This window comes from Aurantimonas marina, assembly GCF_017183135.1.
GTDB classification, from domain to species: Bacteria; Pseudomonadota; Alphaproteobacteria; order Rhizobiales; family Rhizobiaceae; genus Aurantimonas; species Aurantimonas marina.
Genome location: NZ_JADDXW010000001.1, coordinates 47,964 through 67,436 on the forward strand (window position 1 = coordinate 47,964; position 19,473 = coordinate 67,436).

Annotated in this window: 21 protein-coding genes; 3 read left to right on the forward strand and 18 right to left on the reverse strand. The window is 63.8% G+C overall.

Going from position 1 to position 19,473, the window contains the following annotated elements; genetic code table 11:
• Positions 1 to 126: 126 nt before the first annotated feature.
• From glmM to ybgC, 10 genes are all read right to left on the reverse strand, one after another.
• Complete coding sequence (glmM, locus tag ING15_RS00215; protein WP_206452760.1) at positions 127 to 1,473, reverse strand: phosphoglucosamine mutase; 1,347 nt, start codon at positions 1,471 to 1,473, stop codon at positions 127 to 129.
• 191 nt (positions 1,474 to 1,664) lie between these two features.
• Entirely contained in the window at positions 1,665 to 3,602 is a 1,938-nt protein-coding gene (gene ftsH, locus ING15_RS00220) for an ATP-dependent zinc metalloprotease FtsH (protein WP_206452761.1), read from the reverse strand.
• A gap of 127 nt (positions 3,603 to 3,729) precedes the next feature.
• Positions 3,730 to 4,968 carry a tRNA lysidine(34) synthetase TilS gene (gene tilS, locus ING15_RS00225; RefSeq protein ID WP_206452762.1) on the reverse strand — a complete coding sequence of 413 codons (1,239 nt, stop codon included), beginning with the start codon at positions 4,966 to 4,968 and terminating at the stop codon, positions 3,730 to 3,732.
• Between the two features lie 152 nt (positions 4,969 to 5,120).
• Positions 5,121 to 6,119, reverse strand: a complete 999-nt coding sequence (gene ybgF, locus ING15_RS00230; RefSeq protein WP_206452763.1) for a tol-pal system protein YbgF — start codon at positions 6,117 to 6,119, stop codon at positions 5,121 to 5,123.
• Positions 6,120 to 6,339: 220 nt separating this feature from the next.
• Complete coding sequence (gene pal, locus ING15_RS00235) at positions 6,340 to 6,861, reverse strand: peptidoglycan-associated lipoprotein Pal (RefSeq protein ID WP_206452764.1); 522 nt, start codon at positions 6,859 to 6,861, stop codon at positions 6,340 to 6,342.
• A 317-nt stretch (positions 6,862 to 7,178) separates the two neighbouring features.
• Entirely contained in the window at positions 7,179 to 8,489 is a 1,311-nt protein-coding gene (tolB, locus tag ING15_RS00240; RefSeq protein WP_206452765.1) for a Tol-Pal system beta propeller repeat protein TolB, read from the reverse strand.
• A 235-nt stretch (positions 8,490 to 8,724) separates the two neighbouring features.
• The gene (locus tag ING15_RS00245; protein WP_206452766.1) at positions 8,725 to 9,786 is read right to left on the reverse strand and encodes a cell envelope integrity protein TolA; all 1,062 of its coding nucleotides are present in this window, start codon (positions 9,784 to 9,786) and stop codon (positions 8,725 to 8,727) included.
• Between the two features lie 15 nt (positions 9,787 to 9,801).
• Positions 9,802 to 10,248 carry a protein TolR gene (gene tolR / locus ING15_RS00250; protein WP_206452767.1) on the reverse strand — a complete coding sequence of 149 codons (447 nt, stop codon included), beginning with the start codon at positions 10,246 to 10,248 and terminating at the stop codon, positions 9,802 to 9,804.
• A gap of 38 nt (positions 10,249 to 10,286) precedes the next feature.
• Positions 10,287 to 11,003 carry a protein TolQ gene (tolQ, locus tag ING15_RS00255; RefSeq protein ID WP_206452768.1) on the reverse strand — a complete coding sequence of 239 codons (717 nt, stop codon included), beginning with the start codon at positions 11,001 to 11,003 and terminating at the stop codon, positions 10,287 to 10,289.
• A 240-nt stretch (positions 11,004 to 11,243) separates the two neighbouring features.
• Entirely contained in the window at positions 11,244 to 11,687 is a 444-nt protein-coding gene (gene ybgC, locus ING15_RS00260) for a tol-pal system-associated acyl-CoA thioesterase (RefSeq protein WP_206453214.1), read from the reverse strand.
• A gap of 311 nt (positions 11,688 to 11,998) precedes the next feature.
• Here ybgC and ING15_RS00265 point away from each other — a divergent pair, with 311 nt between their 5' ends.
• Positions 11,999 to 13,426: a DUF2254 domain-containing protein gene (locus ING15_RS00265; protein ID WP_206452769.1), complete on the forward strand. Its 1,428-nt coding sequence runs from the start codon at positions 11,999 to 12,001 to the stop codon at positions 13,424 to 13,426.
• A 41-nt stretch (positions 13,427 to 13,467) separates the two neighbouring features.
• Here the strand turns inward: ING15_RS00265 and ruvB are convergent, their stop codons facing one another.
• The 8 genes from ruvB to ING15_RS00305 all read right to left on the reverse strand — a co-directional run bounded on the left by ruvB (position 13,468) and on the right by ING15_RS00305 (position 18,046).
• Positions 13,468 to 14,514, reverse strand: a complete 1,047-nt coding sequence (gene ruvB, locus ING15_RS00270) for a Holliday junction branch migration DNA helicase RuvB (protein WP_206452770.1) — start codon at positions 14,512 to 14,514, stop codon at positions 13,468 to 13,470.
• A 10-nt stretch (positions 14,515 to 14,524) separates the two neighbouring features.
• On the reverse strand, positions 14,525 to 14,929 hold the full coding sequence (locus tag ING15_RS00275) for a PIN domain-containing protein (protein WP_206452771.1): 405 nt from the start codon (positions 14,927 to 14,929) through the stop codon (positions 14,525 to 14,527).
• Entirely contained in the window at positions 14,926 to 15,204 is a 279-nt protein-coding gene (locus ING15_RS00280) for an AbrB/MazE/SpoVT family DNA-binding domain-containing protein (RefSeq protein WP_206452772.1), read from the reverse strand. The genes ING15_RS00275 and ING15_RS00280 overlap by 4 nt, the downstream gene beginning before the upstream one ends.
• 62 nt (positions 15,205 to 15,266) lie before the next feature.
• Positions 15,267 to 15,890 carry a Holliday junction branch migration protein RuvA gene (gene ruvA, locus ING15_RS00285; protein WP_206452773.1) on the reverse strand — a complete coding sequence of 208 codons (624 nt, stop codon included), beginning with the start codon at positions 15,888 to 15,890 and terminating at the stop codon, positions 15,267 to 15,269.
• A complete protein-coding gene (locus ING15_RS00290; RefSeq protein WP_206452774.1) occupies positions 15,887 to 16,300 on the reverse strand; it encodes a type II toxin-antitoxin system VapC family toxin in 414 nt (137 codons plus the stop codon). The genes ruvA and ING15_RS00290 overlap by 4 nt, the downstream gene beginning before the upstream one ends.
• Entirely contained in the window at positions 16,278 to 16,547 is a 270-nt protein-coding gene (locus ING15_RS00295; RefSeq protein WP_206452775.1) for an AbrB/MazE/SpoVT family DNA-binding domain-containing protein, read from the reverse strand. The genes ING15_RS00290 and ING15_RS00295 overlap by 23 nt, the downstream gene beginning before the upstream one ends.
• 102 nt (positions 16,548 to 16,649) lie before the next feature.
• Complete coding sequence (gene ruvC / locus ING15_RS00300) at positions 16,650 to 17,168, reverse strand: crossover junction endodeoxyribonuclease RuvC (RefSeq protein WP_206452776.1); 519 nt, start codon at positions 17,166 to 17,168, stop codon at positions 16,650 to 16,652.
• A 128-nt stretch (positions 17,169 to 17,296) separates the two neighbouring features.
• A complete protein-coding gene (locus tag ING15_RS00305; protein ID WP_206452777.1) occupies positions 17,297 to 18,046 on the reverse strand; it encodes a YebC/PmpR family DNA-binding transcriptional regulator in 750 nt (249 codons plus the stop codon).
• Between the two features lie 82 nt (positions 18,047 to 18,128).
• Here ING15_RS00305 and ING15_RS00310 point away from each other — a divergent pair, with 82 nt between their 5' ends.
• Positions 18,129 to 18,662 carry a GFA family protein gene (locus tag ING15_RS00310; protein ID WP_206452778.1) on the forward strand — a complete coding sequence of 178 codons (534 nt, stop codon included), beginning with the start codon at positions 18,129 to 18,131 and terminating at the stop codon, positions 18,660 to 18,662.
• A 168-nt stretch (positions 18,663 to 18,830) separates the two neighbouring features.
• Complete coding sequence (locus ING15_RS00315) at positions 18,831 to 19,460, forward strand: tetratricopeptide repeat protein (protein ID WP_206452779.1); 630 nt, start codon at positions 18,831 to 18,833, stop codon at positions 19,458 to 19,460.
• Positions 19,461 to 19,473: the final 13 nt, after the last annotated feature.

The following is a 19,473-nucleotide window of genomic DNA, read 5'->3' on the forward strand; positions in this document are numbered from 1 at the left end:
TCATCTCCGGTTCAATCGGCCGCCGGGATTGGCAAAGACCGTTACCTTAATGAACACGGTAAATCGCATTGGTTAATGCAGCGTTTACAGGTAAAAATTACCGTAATCTCTACACAAATCGCCTGTTTACGCAGCGGCCTGCTTGAGAGCGCCGACAATGTCGTCGACAACGGACGACACCAGCGCCCGATCGTCGCCTTCGGCCATCACCCGAATCAAAGGCTCGGTTCCCGACGGCCGGATGACCAGCCGCCCGCTGTTGCCCAGGCGCTCGCGACCAGCGCTGATCGCGTCCTGCACGCGGTCTCGCTCCAGAGGCTCGCCGCCAGCGAAGCGCACGTTCTTGAGAATCTGCGGAACCGGATCGAACCGCCGGCAGACTTCCGACACCGTTCCGCCCTTTTGCTTGACGACGGCGAGAACCTGAAGCGCCGAGACGAGCCCGTCACCTGTCGTACCGAAGTCGGACAGGACGATATGGCCGGACTGCTCACCGCCGACATTGTAGCCGTGTTCGCGCATATGTTCGACGACGTAGCGGTCGCCGACCTTGGTGCGCGCGAGTTGCAGATGCCGGGCCTCCAGAAAACGCTCCAGCCCGAGGTTCGACATGATGGTTGCGACGATGCCACCCGCCGCGAGCCGACCATCCTCCGACCAGCTCTCGGCAATCACCGCCATCAGCTGGTCTCCGTCGACGACCGATGCCCGTTCATCCACGATCAGCACCCGGTCGGCATCGCCGTCGAGAGCGATCCCGATGTCCGCCCGAACTTCCTTCACCTTGGCGGCGAGCGTCGCAGGAGCGGTCGAACCGCAATTGTCGTTAATGTTCGTGCCGTCCGGACTGATTCCGATTTTTATGACTTCGGCCCCAAGTTCCCACAGAACCTCGGGCGCCACGCTGTAACCCGCGCCGTTGGCGCAATCGATTGCCACGCGCAGGCCCTCAAGCGAAAGTTCTCGCGGCAGAGTCCGCTTGGCGAACTCAATGTAACGATCATGCACGCCGTCCACGCGCTTGGCACGTCCAAGCCGGCTTCCTGTAGCGAGGCGAGCGCTCAGATCTTCGTCGAGAAGGCCCTCGATGGTCCGTTCGATATCGTCTGAGAGCTTGTAGCCCTCCGGACCGAACAGCTTGATGCCGTTGTCCTCGAACGGATTATGCGATGCGGAGATCATCACGCCGATGTCGGCGCGCAGCGACCGGGTCAACATCGCAACCGCCGGAGTCGGCATCGGACCGAGCAGAAAGACGTCCATGCCCGCCGACGTAAAGCCGGCAACCATCGCGTTTTCGATCATGTAGCTCGACAGGCGGGTGTCCTTGCCGATCACCACGCGGTGTCGGTAGCTGCCCCGCTGGAAGGCAAGCCCTGCGGCCATGCCGACCTTCATGGCAATTTCCGGCGTCATCGGATGACGGTTCGCGGTACCGCGAATACCGTCGGTCCCGAAGTATTTTCTGCCCATCGATGATCCTGTCGTCAGCTGATGGTTACGCCCCACGCCCTTCTTAGCGGACGGCGCGGCCCGCACACAATGTCGCACAAAACGGTTACCGGGACGTCTGCGACGGGCAGCCATGCCCATCGCGTGTCCTGGCGACGAAAAAGAGCGACCATCGGCCGCTCTCTTTCGTCACCGATCGTAAGACCGTATGGTCAAGTCGGCTGCGGTTCGAGACCGTCACCGGCCTTGTCGTCGCGCGGGCTCGCCGGGCGACCGGTCCCGGCCTTCGGCACGGCCGAACCGCGCGAGGGCGGCGTATCGTCACCCATGTCGCGGGCAAGGGGCCGACCAGCCAGGAGATCATGAACCTCGTCGCCCGAAAGCGTCTCGTATTCGAGCAAAGCCTTGGCGATCATATGGAGATCGTCGATATGCTCGTTGAGGATGCGGCGCGCCTTGTTCTCGGCCGTCTCGATGATCTCACGGACTTCCGAGTCGATCAGCCGCGCAGTGTCTTCAGACATGTTCTGCTGATGCGAAACCGAATGACCGAGGAACACCTCGTCCTGATTGTCCTTGTAGCGCAGCCGACCGAGCTTGTCGCTCATGCCATACTCCATGACCATCGCGCGGGCCATGTTGGTCGCCTGCTGGATGTCGTTGGAGGCACCGGTCGTGACATTGTCGAGGCCGTAGATGATCTCCTCGGCGGCACGGCCGCCGAAAATCATCGCCAGCCGGGCTTCCATCTCGTTCTTGCGCATGCCGTAGCGGTCGCGCTCCGGCAAGTTCATGGTAACGCCGAGCGCCCGGCCACGCGGGATGATCGTCACCTTGTGCAACGGATCGTTGAACGGCTCGTATATGCCGACGAGGGCGTGACCGGCCTCGTGATAGGCAGTGAGCTTCTTTTCCTCTTCGGTCATGGCCATGGAGCGCCTCTCGGCGCCCATCATGACCTTGTCCTTGGCGTCCTCGAACTCCAGCATGGTGACGAGCCGCTTGGCACGGCGTGCCGCCATCAGCGCTGCCTCGTTGACCAGGTTGGCAAGATCCGCGCCCGAGAAGCCGGGGGTGCCGCGCGCGATCGTCCTGAGATCGACATTGGGCGCCAGCGGCACGTTGCGGACATGGACCTTGAGGATCTTCTCGCGACCGCCCACGTCCGGATTCGGGACCATTACCTGCCGATCGAAACGACCCGGCCGCAGCAATGCGGGGTCGAGAACGTCCGGCCGGTTGGTTGCCGCGATCAGAATGACACCCTCATTCGCCTCGAAGCCGTCCATCTCGACCAGCAGCTGGTTCAGCGTCTGCTCGCGTTCGTCGTTGCCGCCGCCGAGACCGGCGCCGCGATGCCGCCCGACCGCGTCGATCTCATCAATGAAAATGATGCAAGGGCTGTTCTTCTTGGCCTGCTCGAACATGTCGCGCACACGGCTCGCGCCGACGCCGACAAACATCTCGACGAAGTCGGAGCCGGAAATCGTGAAGAACGGCACATTCGCCTCGCCCGCGACGGAGCGCGCCAGCAACGTCTTACCGGTTCCCGGAGGGCCCACGAGCAAAACGCCGCGGGGAATCTTGCCGCCTAGTCGCTGGAATTTCTGCGGCTCGCGCAGGAATTCGACGATCTCCTCCAGATCCTGCTTTGCCTCGTCAACGCCGGCCACATCCTGAAACGTGACGCGGCCGTGCGCTTCGGTGAGAAGCTTGGCCTTCGACTTGCCGAAGCCCATCGCCTTGCCGCCCGCGCCGCCCTGCATCTGCCGCATCAGGAAGATCCAGACCGCGAGGATCAGGAGGATCGGACCGAACGACAACAGCATCGACCAGATCGGATTGGTGTTGTCGCCCGGAGGAGCGGCATTGATCTGGATGTTCTTCGACTCGAGTCGCCCGACCAACGCCGGGTCTTCCGGCGCGTAGGTCTGGAACGGCGCGGCGCCGTCGGAATACTTTCCGCTGATCCGCGGTCCCTGGATGACAACCGATTGCACCCGGCCCGAATCGACGTCGGACAGGAACTGCGAATAGGGAATCTCGCGAGTGCCAGCAGTCTGGGAGCCATTCGAAAACAGCTGGAACAGAGCGATCAAAAGCAGGGCGATGATCGCCCAGAGGGCGAAGTTTCGAAAATTCTGGTTCATCAGTCATCCTGGGATGGCCGCCCGAGACCGCTCAGACGATTTCATCGAAGATAGGTGGCGAGCCCCTCCTTGCCAACATCATCGGGCGCTTTTGCGGCAAAATGCATGGAGGTCTCTGGCCCTTTGGTTACCGCACTCCCCTCGCGGTTGCCGCCTCGCACCGCGAATCCGGCAGATTCCGCATCAAGCGCCACGTGATCAGCGGGGCGGTTTCGAGCCGGGCGACGCCGGCGCCGGCCTTTCGCGTCAGCGCCGCCGGCACCGCGATCAACGTGGTCCCGACCGTCAGGACGGGCAAAGTTCGTTCGATCGGATTACCCCGCCCTAGCGATCCGAAGGCAACGATTTGGGCATCTCGGTCAAGGTGATCGCGCGCCGGACGGACATCGAAGCGACCGTCGAAAACCACTTGGCTCGCGAGATTGGCGGGCGCGATTCCCGCGATTCCGGAGCGGCCGAATTCGCGCGCGAACGTGACACGGGATTGTGCGTCGATCAGCGCGCCGCCAAGCGACGCCGCGATCCGGCCCCGCCCTCCCAACAGCGCCTCGACGAGGCGCGTCACGGAACGGCCGCCGGGAGCATAGTCGCCGCCCGCGACAGCGGCGATAGCGCGCTGCATCAGCAAAAACGCCGTCGGCCCTTCGATCGCGGCCAACGCCGCGCGGTCGAAGGCTAGTGTACCGTCGGTGTCAGCGGTAAATTCGCCGGTCGCTGCCATGCCGGCGATCACTACCGCCAACCTGGCCTCCTCCGCGTCGCGGCGCGCGGCGTGGAAGGCGATGTCCGCTTGGAGCCGAGGGCGTCGTGCGCCCTCGGCGGCCAAGTGCAGGCGCAGCCGGATGCGGTGGGAGGTCGCGTCGGCATTGCTGGGATCGTCGACGGCCGGGAGGCCCTGAGCGGCCACCGTCGCTTTCAGCCGGCCGCCCGGCACATCCAGAAATGGACGAACAAGGGCCACCCCGGGCGCGATGTCGCGAATCCGGCGCATGCCGGCCAAGCCGGTGTCGCCCGCCCCCCGCGCCTGCGCCAGAAGATGCGTCTCCAGCTGGTCGTCCTGATGATGTGCGGTCAGGATGACGGTTGCACCGAGCTGGCGGGCCGCATCGAGCAGAAGGCCATAGCGGGCGTGGCGCGCGGCTGCGGGAATGTTGCCGGTTTGAGCCGGTTCGACCCAGCGCATCGCCCTGTGCGGCAGAGCGAGTTTCCGCGCCATATCGGCGACGAAACTGGCCTCGACGGCCGATTGTGGGCGCAATCCGTGATCGACGGTCACGACGTCGAATTGGATGTCGGAAAGAAATGCGGTTTTTCGCGCTTCGTTCGCTGCCAGGAGCAGCGTCAGCGAGTCCGGTCCGCCGGACACCGCGAGCACCGCCCGTTGCGGTCGGCCGATGCGGATGGCGGCTTGTGCGATCGCGGTGGCGAGGCAATTGCAAAGATCGCGCGGCGAAAGCGGTTGGGCGCCCGGCGGAACCTCCGGAATGCGGATGCTTGCTGTAGTGGCTGTTTCCGTGGTCAGCAGTTTGCCGCCTTCGCCTCGCTTGCCAGCTTGCTCTTTACGCTGGCGCTCATGTCCGGATAGCGCCGTGTCACTTCCTTGAAGGTTACGCAGGCCGTTTCGCGGTTGTCGAGCTTGGCCAGCGACATCCCGAGCTTCAGCATCATGTCAGGCGCCTTGCTGCTCTTCGGGTAATTCTTCTGGGCGTCGAGAAAGGTCTCCGCCGCATCGGCGTATTTCTGCTGCTGGAACAGGCTCTCGCCCAGCCAATATTCCGCGTCCGGTGTATCCTTCGCGTTCGGATAGGTCTGCGCATATTGGCGGAATGACTGCTCGGCAAGTTGGTAGTCGCCGGCCAGAAGGTAATTGTAGGCGAGGGCGTACAGATCCCCCGCCCCTTGCGGCGTTACTGCGGCGACCGTGGCCGATGAACCTGGCGTGGTCGCGTCCGAAGCGCCTCCCGTCGGCGCGGCCGACGATCCCATATCAAGGCCGCCATCGAGAATGCGGCCGATGCCGCCGTCACCGGATGGATCTTTCGCCGGGTCACCGCGTGCGGGTGCGGAAGGAGCCGCGCGCGGCGCATCCTGGCGAGCGGCCGTGCGAACCGGGTCCGTGTCCGCGGCGGGAGCGGCATCGCCGCGCCGTTCACCGGCCGAACCGGAGCCGCCCCCCTTTTCGAGTTCCTGGAAACGGAACTCGTTATCCTCCTGCCGCTTGCGCATGTCTTCCTGCGCCTGGAGCAACTGGAAGCTGAGTTCCTCCACCCTGCCGTTGAGCCGGCGGATTTCCTCCTCAAGATGATTGAGCCGAACGATCGCGTCGCCGGCCTGCGCCAGACGCACCGGCTGTGTGCTGTCGGGCGTGACCGTTTGCCCCTGTCGAACAGTCGGGCCTGCGTTGCCGGCCCAGCCGGACAAAGAACCGACAGCCGGTTCGTACGCCGAGGCTCCGGTCGACACGCCCATCAGCAGGGCCAGGGAGGACGCGGCAAAAAGTGTCTGTCGGCAGGTCATGGACAATGGTTCTCTCGAAAGTATGAGGCTGACACAGGACCGCCGCGGCCCGTCTGCGACCCGCATGATGGCCTTGTTGATGGTTGCTCAATTCTAACATGGAACGAGCGAGTTCGGCCAAAGTTTGACCGCGTCGGAGCTTTACTCTCAGCCGCATGACGCTCAACGCAGGACGGCCCCGAAGGGCCGCCGCATGGAATGTCTGTCGTGGACGGCCGGATCAGCTTCCGGCGCCGCCCAGAACCGTAACGGCGCGCCGGTTCTGCGACCAGCAGGAGATGTCGTCGCAGACCGCCACCGGGCGTTCCTTGCCGTAGGAAAGAGTCCGGATGCGGTTGGCCGCCACGCCCCGCTGGGCGAGATAGTCGCGTGTGGCTGACGCACGACGGGCGCCCAGCGCGAGGTTGTACTCCCGGGTGCCGCGCTCGTCCGCATGACCTTCGATCACGATCGAATATTGCGGATACTGGTTCAGCCACTGCGCCTGACGGGCGAGGGTCTGCTGGGCGTCTGCGCGGATCGACGAGGAATCGGTATCGAAGAACACGCGATCACCGACATTAACGGTGAAGTCCTGGCTCGTGCCCGGCGCTGCAGTTCCCCCGGCACCACCGGCGCCAAGGCCGAGCCCCGCGGCGTTATCCGGCAGCCCGTCCTTCTTGCTGGCGCAGCCAGCGACCGCCAGGCCGGCGACGAGTACGAGCGCAATGCGGCTCTTAACCCCAAAAATGGTCCGGCGCATGGCCAGCTCCTTCAAATCAGATGAGTCCCTGTTACCCGATATTTACTCTGCCGATGTTTAACGCGTCGTAAAAAACGGTTGGCTTTCGGCAATATCGTGAAGCGCCGATCCCATTGATTTTTCGCGTGGATACGGCGAGTTGGCGAGGAATAGGCAGGCCCTCGCCGACTGGCGCATGCCGGTGACACACGGCCGACCATGCGCCGCAAAGCTTGCCCCGAACTGGCTGCCCGGGCACGCCGGACCATGAGAACGGTCTCGCGATGAGTTCGATGTCGAACCACCCCAACGCCGTACCTCGTAGGTCCGGCGGCGGCCTATTCGAGTGAGGGCGACCAGGCCGGATCCGACGCATAGCCCGGAGTGGGAACCTTCTGCTCGTTATAGCCTGTGAGGTCGATCGAATAGAGCTGCGGGCCACCGCCGCCCTTGGCGTCGCGGAAGAACATCAAAACACGGCCGTTCGGCGCCCAGGTCGGCCCCTCATTGTGGAAGCCGGAGGTCAGAATGCGCTCGCCCGAGCCATCGGGGCGCATGACGCCAATTTGGAACTGGCCACCGCTCTGCTTGGTGAAGGCGACGAGATCGCCGCGCGGCGACCATACGGGCGTCGAATAAGAGCCGTCGCCGAAGGAAATGCGTTGCTGGCTGGAGCCGTCGGCGTTCATCACGTAAAGTTGCTGCCGGCCGCCCCGATCGGATTCGAACACGATGCGCTGGCCATCCGGCGAGTAGGACGGCGAGGTGTCGATCGCCGCCGTCGAGGTCAGCCGGGTGGTCGCGCGCGAGCGCAAGTCCATGGCGTAGATATTGGCGTTGCCATCCTGCTGCAGGCTCATGATGACCTTCTGGCCGTCCGGCGAGAAACGCGGCGAGAAGGTCATGCCGGGGAAGTTCCCGACGATTTCGCGCTGGCCGGTCTCCAACTGCAGAAGATAGACCCGCGGCTCGCCGTCGCCGAACGACATGTAGGTGACTTCCTGCCGGCTGGGCGAAAAGCGCGGCGTCAGAACGAGATCGTTGCCCTGGGTGAGGAAGCGCACATTGGCGCCGTCCTGATCCATGATCGCCAGCCGCTTGACCCGCTTGTCCTTGGTGCCGCTCTCGGAAACGAAGACGATACGGGTATCGAAATAGCCCTTCTCTCCCGTCAGGCGCTGATAGATCGCATCGGCGATGATGTGCGCGACCCGACGCCAGTTCTCGGGATTGGTATAGAATTGCTGGCCGTCGAGCTGCTGGCCGGCAAACGTGTCCCAGAGCCGAAATTCGACCCGCAGGCGCCCGTCGGCTTCCGGCGTGACTCGACCGACGACGATTGCCTGGGCGTTGATGACCGTCCAGTCGGTAAAGGTCGGACTTGTGTCGACGGTCAGTCCCTTCTGAATGAAGGCGGACCTGTCAATGGGCGCGAACAGGCCCGAGCGCTTCAGATCGGCCTGAACCACGCTGGAAATCTGCTGACCGATCCCGTCCTGCGACTGGAAGTCGGTGATCGCGATCGGTAGCGGCTCGACATTGCCTTGCGTGATGTCGATCTCGACCACCGCCAAGGCTGGCGCCGCGAATAGGATGGCACCGGCGATCGCCGCGATGGCTACAAGAACGCCTTTGATGCTCGTTTTCATTCCACGATCTTCCATTGAGTTCGAAGGCTGCAAGGCCGTTGACCGGCTACGCCTCATTGTTTGAATTGCCACCCGCTCGCCCCCCGTGACGTGCGTCGAGCATGATCCGACGCGGTCATCGCGGAGTGGGCTCGCGTTGCCCGACGGCACCGTCTCGGTCGTCCTAACACGCAATCAGGAGATTGTATGACGCCGCCAGACGCTTCGCCGCCCGGCTGATACCTCGCGTTTCGCATCAGAACATCTGGCTCGGATCGAAGTTGACCACGACATCGGCCCAAGTGTCGTATTTCTCGGCTGGCAGGTTGTACGGTGCGCAGCGCTGTACGGCGCGCAACGCGGCTTCGCCGGCGATCCGCTCGATCATCGAGCTGCCGCCGCCGTCGACGATTTCCGGGCGGGATTCAAGTTGACCGGTCGAATCCAGCCGCATCTGGATCGAAATCCTCAAGGAGCCCGCCTCGGACACGCCGGATGGCGGCGACCAGCAACGCTGGATCTGCCCGCGCAACGCGTCGAGTTCGCTCTGGGAAAGCTTGGCGCCGGTCTGGCGCTCAGTCCCGAGTGAAGCCTGCTCCTCAGAGCGCTTCGCGCCACCGCCGGCCGATTGCTCCTTGTTGAGCAGCGCGGCGATCTTATCGGCGTCGAACTGGCTCTCCTCCGGCGTCCGGGCCTCGGTGGCCCTGGTCTCTTTCGCCGGCTCCGGTTTTTTCGGCTCGGGCTTGTTTTCCGCCACCGCCGGCGCCGGCGGTTTGGGCTTCGTCGAGGGCACCGGCACGTTCTGCGGCAACGGAGGTTCGGCCGGAGCCGCCTCGGCGGACGCGATGGCCTGCTCGACCGCGTCGACCGGCGGCGGAGTTTCCGTCGGCGTTTCGGCCGTCACCGGATCCGGCGGCGGAGGCGGCGTATCGGCCGGAGGGGGCGGCGCCGGTTCTGGTTCGGGTTGCGGCTCGGGGGCCGGAGCTTCCGCAGGCTTTGCCGCCGCAGCCTGTTCGCTCGCCTTCGGTCGGTCGACGGGCGTCGGCGGCGTCTCCAGATCAGCCTCGTTGTTGCCGACATTCTCGGCCGGCATCGGCAGCGTCTGCGGCTTTTCCGTCGGCTTGGGCGCGGGCGTCTCGGTCATCGGCGCATCCTTGGCGCCGACGACAGACTGCGACAGCGACTCGATCGGCACGATCTCGACCGGGAAGGACTCGATGTTCGCGACCTCCAACGGATCAGGCGCCGACAGCGACCACAGGCCCCAGGTCAGGACCGCCGTATGCAGGATCGTGGAGACAACGACGCCGGATTTCATGGAGACCCGATTTGGCTATGCGTTGAGGTCTTGATCGGTGACGAGACCGATATTGCGGAAACCGGCCGCCGAGATCCGGGCCATGACCTTCATGACCGTGCCGTAATCCGCCGCGCGGTCGCCGCGCACGAAAATCCGCTCCTTGTAGCCAGCCTTCGCGACCGCTTCGAGTTTGGCGACGATCTCGTCGATCGGAATCTCGGCATCGTTCAGATAGACGGCGCCACTCGAGTTCACCGAGATGGTGATCGGCTGACTTTCCGAATTCAGTGCCTTGGCCTGGGTTTCCGGCAGTTCGATCGGCACGCCGACGGTCAACAACGGCGCCGCGACCATGAAGATGATCAACAGCACCAGCATCACGTCGACCATCGGCGTGACGTTGATTTCACTCATCGGTTGGCGCCGACCGCGGCGGCGGCGCGATCCCGGGGACCGTCCTGATCCCGCTGACATGCCCATGGCTGCTTACCTTTCCAGCCGAAAACGGCCGCTCTCGCCTAGCGCGATGTCAGCTTCTCGTCGATCTGTCGGGACAGGATCGCCGAAAATTCGTCCGCGAAGGCTTCGAGCCGCATCCCCAGCTTGCCGACATCCGACGACAGCTTGTTGTAGGCGACCACGGCCGGAATCGCCGCGACCAGACCGATCGCCGTCGCCAGCAGCGCCTCGGCAATGCCCGGCGCGACGACGGCCAGGCTGGTCTGCTGCGAACCGGCGATCGCCTGGAACGACGTCATGATGCCGATAACGGTGCCGAACAGCCCGACGAACGGCGCGGCCGAGCCGATGGTTGCCAGGAACCCCAGGCGCGACTCCAGACTGTCCATCTCACGGGCCAGCGTGACGTCCATGGCCTTGTCGATCCGCGTCTGCAGGCCGACCGGCGAGCGTGCGCCCTTCTCGAAGGATTTCTTCCATTCGCGCATGGCCGCGACAAACAGCGCCCCCATCCCCGACGTCTTGCGCTCCGACAGGCTGTGGTAGAGTTCCTCGAGCGACTGGCCAGACCAGAAATTGCTCTCGAACTTGTTGAGCTGGCGGCGGAAGCGCCCGTAGCGCATCGACTTGTCGATGATGATCGCCCACGTCCAGACCGACGCGAACAAGAGTCCGATCATGACCAGCTTGACCACGAAGCCCGCCTGCCAGAACAAATCCCACAGCGACACCGTGCCGGCGGCGGCTAGCGTTCCCTGAACGACTTCTCCGTCCATTCCCCAACATCCTCGATATGCAGAACTATTGGCCTGACAACCCGTGACGGGTCGCCTCTGCCTCGAACACGACCGGCTCGACATGCGCCGGCGTACCGCTCGCTCGCGTAAACCCTTGATGCCCTTTCACAAGCGAATCCGGTGAAAGAATGGCGCGCCTTGCGTAAGACTGGTCCAGTTTGATTGATGCATCGGTAGGGTTAACGATCCGTTAGCGCCCCACCGGCTCCTGAGCGACGCTCAATCCACCGCCGGCGCCAGTTGCGCCAGGACCGCGGCCGGCATCCGCATCGGCCTGCCCTCGGGCGAGATCACCGCCACCTTGACCTTGGCCTCGATCAGCGCCTCCTCGCCGCGCGTGATGCGCTGGATCAGCAGGATGCGCGCACCTCCGAGATGGTGTGTTCTGGTTTGCACGGTCAGGATGTCGTCGATCCGCGCCGGTCGCAGGAAATCGATATCCATGTGCCGGACCGCGAAGGCCATCGACGGTCCGTATTTTCCTGCCAGCAGCTCACCGTGGCCGATCCCCTTCAGACGCAGAAGATCCGACCGTCCTCGCTCGAGAAAATTCAGATAGCGCGCGTGATAGACGACCCCAGAAAAGTCGGTGTCCTCGAAATAGACGCGAATCCGCAGCTCGTGGCCGCTTGGTGTGAGGCGGCCGGCCAATTGATCGGTTATCAAGCGCCCCTCATCCCTGCGCGCCCCCCGGGGCTTCGGCTCACTCGGCTCCGCCACAGATCTCGCGCCTAGTCACATTCTACCACCAAAACGTCGCCTTCCGCATATCCGACGACGTCGGGCTGGACAAGGACATCCCGCAGGCCCGGACAGGCAAAGCGATCGGCACCGAAGGGGTATGGAAACATTGCCAGTTGCTGCATGTCGGGCCGAGCCTGTAGATGCCCCGCCGGACAGGCCGCGCCTTGCAGACCGGACCTCTGCTTATAGATCATAGCCCTCATTCTCCGATCTCCGGCATTCGAGGCCCAATGCGCGCACTTTTCCTTCAGTATTCCGAGCGCATCGGCGCCAGCTACTGGTTCATCCCCTCCATCATGGCAGTCGGCGCGGCAATCCTCGCCTTCGTGCTGATCGAGGTCGACCTTCGCGTTCCGCCGGATGCCTTTGGCAACAATCCCTTTTTCTTTGCCACTCAGCCCGACGGCGCCCGATCGATCCTCTCGGCCATCGGCGGCTCTATGATCGGCGTCGCCGGTACCGTGTTCTCGGTGACCATGGCGACCGTCGTCTTCGCATCGGGAAGCTACGGCCCCCGCCTGCTCAGCAACTTCATGAACGATCGCGGCAATCAGGTCACTCTCGGCGTCTTCGTCGCCACCTTTGTCTATTCGATGCTGGTCCTGCGCAGCGTTCGCGACGGTGGCAGCGAGGACATCTACGCCGCGATGTTCGTACCCAACATCGCGATCTTCGGCGCTATCGTCCTTGCGATCGGGTCGATCGGCATCCTGATCTTCTTCATCCACCATGTGCCGTCGACCATCCACATCTCGAACGTCATCGCCGGCATCGGCGGGGGTCTGCTGCGCGATATCGGCAACCGCTTTCCCAAACACCTCGGCGAGCCGGCGGAAGAGGAAAACCGCGCCGAGGTGCTTTGGCAGGTGCCCGCCTGCTTTCGGCCGGATGCGGCGGACGACGCCGCGCTGGCCCCCTATCGCGAGATCGAGATGGACTATACCGGCTATATCCAGGTCATCGACTACGAGACCTTGATGCACGCGGCCCGCGATCATGAAATCGTTGTCAGGATGAACTGCCGTCCTGGCACCTTCGCCCATTCCGGCCGGGTTCTCTTTGACGCATGGCCGAGCGAACGGGTGACGGATGAGGTACGCAGCGCCCTCGTCGCCGCGATCGCTCTCGGTCACACCCGAAGCGTGACACAGGACCTTCTCTTCCTGTTCGACGAACTGGTCGAAATCGCAGCCCGAGCCCTTTCACCCGGCGTCAACGACCCCTTCACGGCGCTCACCTGCCTGGATTGGCTCACCGCCGCGATGTCCGAGTTGGCGGGGCGTTCACCACCGGATTCGCTCCGTGTCGACGAGGACCACAAGCTCCGCGTGATCGGCGGCTCGATGGCCTTTGCCGGCTATGTCGACCATTCCTTCGGCCATTTGCGCCAATACGCGGCCGCAGACATGATCGCGGCCGAACATTTCATCGACTGTCTGGCGCGGGTTGCGCCTGCCTGTCGAAGGCAAGATGAACTGCGCGCGCTCCACGACCAGAAGGAGGCGTTGCTGGCCCTCGCCCGCGAAGGCCTCGGCGGCGCGTCGCTTGAAACCGTCGAAGCGGCCGGCCGGCGGTTCGACGAGCAACTCGCCCATCCCCGGCTCCGATCGACAGATCGCGGGCCGCTGTCATCTCCTGCACCGGAGCCGGCGGCGTAGCGCCGGCCGCGCGCCGGATTCCGACGACCTCCTGCGAATGATCAGTCGGAGGAACCGCCTTCCTCGAACAGGCCCGCCTGCGTCCCCTGGTAGGTCCGGGGCACGGCGAGCCCGATGTGCCGGAACGCATGCTGCGTCAACAGGCGACCGCGCGGGGTGCGCTGGAGGAAGCCCTGTTGCAGCAAATAGGGCTCGACGATGTCCTCGATGGCGTCGCGCGGCTCCGATAACGCTGCGGCGATGGTCTCGATCCCGACTGGCCCGCCGCCGAAATTCGAAGCAATCAGGTCGAGATAGCGCCGGTCGAGCTGATCGAGGCCAAGACTGTCGACCTCCAGCCGCGTCAGCGCGGCGTCGGCGACCTTGCGGTCAACCTCGCTCACGCCCGCGACATCGGCGAAATCGCGGACCCGCCGCAGCAGCCGGCCGGCGATACGTGGCGTGCCGCGCGCCCGGCGGGCGATTTCTCGCCCCCCCTCCTCGGCCATCGGCAGGCCCATCAACCGGGCGCCGCGCCGAATGATGTGCTCCAATTCCTCGACCGTGTAGAAATTCAGCCGCACGGGTATGCCGAAGCGGTCGCGCAAGGGCGTCGTCAAAAGCCCCACCCGCGTCGTCGCCGCGACCAGGGTGAATTTCGACAGGTCGATCTTCACCGAACGCGCCGCCGGCCCCTCGCCGATGATCAGATCGAGCTGGAAATCCTCCATCGCCGGATAGAGAATTTCTTCGACCGCAGGGCTGAGGCGGTGGATCTCGTCGATGAACAGGACGTCGCGTTCTTCCAGATTGGTCAAAAGCGCCGCGAGATCGCCGGCCTTGGCGATGACCGGTCCCGAGGTCGAACGGAAGTTGACGCCCAGTTCCTTGGCCATGATCTGCGCCAGCGTGGTCTTGCCGAGGCCCGGCGGACCGACGAAGAGGACGTGGTCGAGCGCCTCCCCCCGGGTCTTCGCGGCCTCGATGAAGACCTTCAGGTTGGCGCGCGCCGCCGCCTGTCCGACGAAATCGTCGAGCCGCTGTGGCCGCAGCGTTGCGTCTATGTCCTCGCCGCGTTGATCCGGGGTGATGAGACGGGTGTCGCTCATGAAAACACGATCATGTCAGCAATTCCATGCTCGCCAAATCTCTGGCGGCGTTCCGATCAAATGTCACCGTTCTCGCGCAGCCCTGTCCGTGATGGCGTTCGGCAATCACAGCGTCGGAGAAATCGACATTGCCTTCCTCGAACATCGAGAGGCATCGCACAATCGTATCGAAATCCTCGAAAATCAAAGAGCTCACTTCGAGTAGCTCGAAGAGCGTTCGCGACAGTTCGTTTCGCGGCAACTGATAGCGCGTTCGCAGCACCCAAAAGAGCTCGAGTATCACCGGAACCCCGACAAACCCTTGTTCGGCCGACGTCAGTTTTGACAGAAACCGCTGGGCCGCCGGTGACTGGACGGAATCATCGTTCAGAAGCGCCCGCAGCAGAACATTGGTGTCGACGCCGACGACACTCATGTGCCGCGCGACTCTTTCTCAAGATCGTCGCTGTCGAGATGATCGCTGATACCGGCACCGATCGCCGCATCATAGTCCTGCAGAGTGGTATTGGGTTTAGCGTGGGCCGACAGCCGTCCATAGAGTGTGTCGACCGGCCGGTTTCTTGGTACCAACCGCACGTCGCGCCCCACGGTGACGAATTCGACCCGGTCTCCTTCCCGCAGTTTCAGATGTTCACGCATCGCCTTCGGCAAGGTCAGCTGACCCTTCGACGTAATGGTAGCGGAAGTCATATCGTTTCCCCCAATTCCTTACATTTTCAAAATAGTAAGGATTTTCCCGTCGCACAACCCGCCTAGCGCCGGCTCAGCGCCTTCAGCCCCAGCCGGATCAGCGTCGCCGAATCCGCGTCCTCGGCTCCATCCCGCACGGCCGAGGCCACGGCATTGGCCGCCTGGTCCCGCGCATAACCGAGATTGACCAACGCCGAGACCGCATCGGTGATCGGCGCCGGCGCGACGCCCTCGCCAATTTCGCGTTTCAGCCCGAAGCTTTCGTCCGAGCCGGCGCCGGAAAAGGCCGGCACCTTGTCCTTCAATTCCGCGACGATGCGCGCCGCCACTTTCGGCCCGACGCCCGGCGCGCGTGCCACCATCGCCTTGTCCTGCAGCGCGATCGCGTTGGCCAGATCGCCGCTCGACAGCGTGCCGGTCACTGCCAGCGCGACTCTCGCGCCGACGCCCTGGACCGTCTGCAGCAGGCGGAACCAGTCCCGCTCGGCGGCGGAGGAAAAACCGTAGAGGCGGATCATGTCCTCGCGAACATACGTCTCGACGAAGAGCACGAACGCCTCGCCCGGCCCGGGCAAGGACGCCAGGGTGCGCATCCCGCAATAGGCGATGTAGCCGACGCCGTGAACGTCGAGGACGACATGATCTTCGCCAATCTCGTCGACGGTGCCCTTCAGCTTTCCGATCACGGGTGGGTCTCCGGCGAAATGATCTCGAGATCGGGAAAATAACTTCGGTAGCGGGAGGCGTCCCGCGTCAACAGCCGGTGACCACGAACGAGCGCGTGCGCGCCGATCAGAAAATCAGGCAGAGTGCGCTCCCGCCCCCCGCCGCGCGAGCGGTAGAACCGATGCGCCCGCCCGGCCGGAAACGCGGCCTCGAACGGAAACGGCTCCCGATGCGGCCGCATCCAAGCGACCCGCGAGAACAGCTCTTCTTCCCGCATCGGCACGGCGAGTTCCGCCCAGACGATCGCGCTGAGGACAATCTCGCCGCTCCGGCACTCTTGCCTGACGGCTTCGATCGATTCCTTGAAAAACCGCCCGGTGCCCAGCATGTCGATGAAGATGTTGGTATCAATCAACGTCGAGGTCTTCACGGGGTCCCCTCAACCAGTCCACATAGGACTTGCCGTCCATCCCGTCGGTATCGATCGTACCGCGCATCTCCGCCACATGCCGATCGAACGCCCGGTCCCAAACGACCGGATCGTCATCCGCACAGGTGCGAACGAGCCGCACCGCGTCACCCGCATCGACAAAGTCCACCTCGCTGCCGGGCACGATGCCGAGCTTGTCGCGGATCACCTTGGGAATCGTCACCTGACCTTTTTCCGTCACCCTCACCTGACGCTCGCCTTCCGTTTCAACAAAAGTAATACCTGCCGGTAATACCTATTGGCAGGAATGGAACATGTCAAGAACATCCGCCTCTGATCGACCACCGCATCAGCGCCCCGCCACCAAGGCCCGGGCCTGCGCCGACTGGCGATGATGTGTGTGGCAGATGGCGATGGCGAGCGCGTCGGCAGCATCGTCCGTATCGAAGCTGGCCTTCGGCATCAGCACCTTGACCATCATGTGGATCTGCTTCTTGTCGCCATGGCCGACGCCGATGACCGCCTTCTTCACCGCGTTCGGGGCGTATTCGGCGACCGGCAGACCGGCGAGCGCGGGCACCAGCATGGCGATGCCGCGCGCCTGGCCGAGCTTCAGCGTGGCGACGGCGTCCTTGTTGACGAAGGTCTGCTCGACCGCCGCCTCGTCAGGCTGATGGGTGTGGATCATCTTGGTCAACCCGTCATGCAACTGGCAAAGCCGCGAGGCGAGGTCCAGCTTGTTGTCGGAGATCACCGTGCCGCTCGCGACGAAGCGCAGCGAGTTGCCGAGCGTCTCGACGACGCCCCAGCCGGTGTGTCGAAGACCCGGATCGATGCCGACGATGCGAATGGATGCCTCCTGTAACACTTCCTTAATCTCCGATCTTAGCCGACTCGGAGCGCATCAGATAGGCAAATCATGAACGAAAAGAGAACGAAACGAGAGCAACCTGCGTAATGCTTCGGAAGGATCAACGAATGCGATGAATGTGCGCCTCAGGCGGCGGACAGCTTGGCCATCACTTCGTCGTCGACCTCGAAATTCGCGTAGACGTTCTGCACGTCGTCATCGTCCTCGAGATTGCCGATCAGCCGCATGACGCTTTCGGCCTTATCCTCGTCGACCGGCGTTCCGGTCTGAGGCCGCCAGATAGCCTTGACGCTTTCCGCCTCGCCGAGTGATGCCTCCAGCGCGGTGGAGACCTCGTTGATATCCTCGAAGGCGGTGATGATCGTGTGGCCGCTTTCGTCGGAGATCACGTCGTCGGCGCCAGCCTCGATCGCCGCTTCCATCACCTTGTCCGCGTCGCCCACCGAGGCCGCGTAGATGATCTCGCCGACATGATCGAACATGAAACCGACCGAGCCGGTTTCGCCCAGAGCACCGCCGGATTTGGTGAAATAGGAGCGCACGTTGGAGGCGGTACGGTTGCGGTTGTCGGTCAGCGCCTCGACGATGACGGCAACGCCGCCCGGCCCGTAGCCCTCGTACCGGACCTCGTCGTAGTTCTCCGCGTCGCCGCCTGAGGCCTTCTTGATCGCCCGGTCGATGTTGTCCTTCGGCATCGACTGCGCCTTGGCGTTGTTGATCGCCAGCCGCAGGCGCGCATTCATCGACGGGTCGGGCAGGCCGGCCTTGGCCGCGACCACGATCTCGCGCGCCAGTTTGGAGAACATCTTCGATCGAACCGCGTCCTGGCGGCCCTTGCGGTGCATGATGTTCTTGAACTGTGAATGGCCGGCCATGGAAAACCTGTCGATCGGATTGGAAGAAAAGCTGCCTGTCATATAAAAAATGCAGCGGGAAACGTCCAGAACGAGGTTCGCGATGTCCGATACCCACCAGTCCGAAGCCGGCCGAGCGAAGCGCAGTCCAAGTGTGCGGCTTCCGTCCCTGCCGCTCACCGGCGGCTGCCAGTGCGGCCAGGTTCGCTACGAAATCCGTAAGATCCCCCTCGTCTTCTACCTTTGTCATTGCACCGAATGCCAGCGCCACACATCAAGCGCCTATGGCGAGAGCCTTCGTGTCGAGTCCGCCAGCCTCGTCGTCACCGGCACGTTGAAAACGACCCGACGCGGGTCGCAAAGCGGTGCAATCCGGCTGGGCGATTTCTGCCCGGATTGCGGCGTGCGCGTCCAGCATCGCTCCGAAGGCAACCCGCACCGCGTCAACATCAAGGCCGGCACCCTCGACGATACGTCATGGCTGGCACCGGCGGGGCATATCTGGGTGCGCTCGAAGCAACCCTTTGTCGCTATCGACCCGGCCGAACTCGCCTATGACGGCCCGCCAGGCGATGCCGGCTCAGCGGCGATCGGCGCAAGATGGCGGGAGATGCTGGCCGCCGGAGAACAAGATTAGTCCGAGCGCGACGGGCTCCGGCAATGACGTCATCCGGCAATGACGTCATTATGATTTTGCTTCGTCGGCCCTCGGGTTAGCTTTCCCTCATGGTCGGCGAAACGGCACCTCTCATAGTCCCTACGGACACGACCGTCTCGGCCGACGGAGGACAAGGGAGATCGAGCCATGGGAGTCAGTGGCATGCGACATGGCGCGACAGTTCGACGCTTCGCGGTGCTCCTGGCGCTTCTGGCAGCGCCCGTCGCCGTGGCGACGGCCGAGACTCCACAGGAGGAATCCGCCGGCGCCATTGCCGTCGAGGCCGCGCCGGCGGAGCTCTTCGCCGCATTGAAAAGCGCGACATCAGAAGCCGAGGGACGCGCGGCGGAGACCGCGATCTGGCGTTTCTGGATGAGCGCGGCGCCCGATCCCATCGCGCGGCGCCTCGTCGACGACGCCATGAAGCGGCGCAACGATTACGATTTCGCGGGAGCGCATGACCTCCTCGATGAAGCGATCACGCGTGCGCCGGCTTACGCCGAGGCCTTCAACCAGCGCGGCTTCATCCGCTTCCTGCAGGACGATTTCGACGGCGCGCTCGAAGACGTCGATCGCGCCATCGAACTCGAACCCAGGCATTTCGCGGCCATGGCCGGACGGGCGCATATCCTGATGCGTCAGGGGCGGTTTCGGCTGGCCCAGGCGCAGTTGCGGGAGGCGGTCGACATCCACCCGTTCCTGAAAGAGCGCACGATGCTGGTGCCACCGGTCGGCACCGCACCTGCAAAGCCGGCGGGTGACGGCTTCGATTTGTGACCGCCTTGGGCCG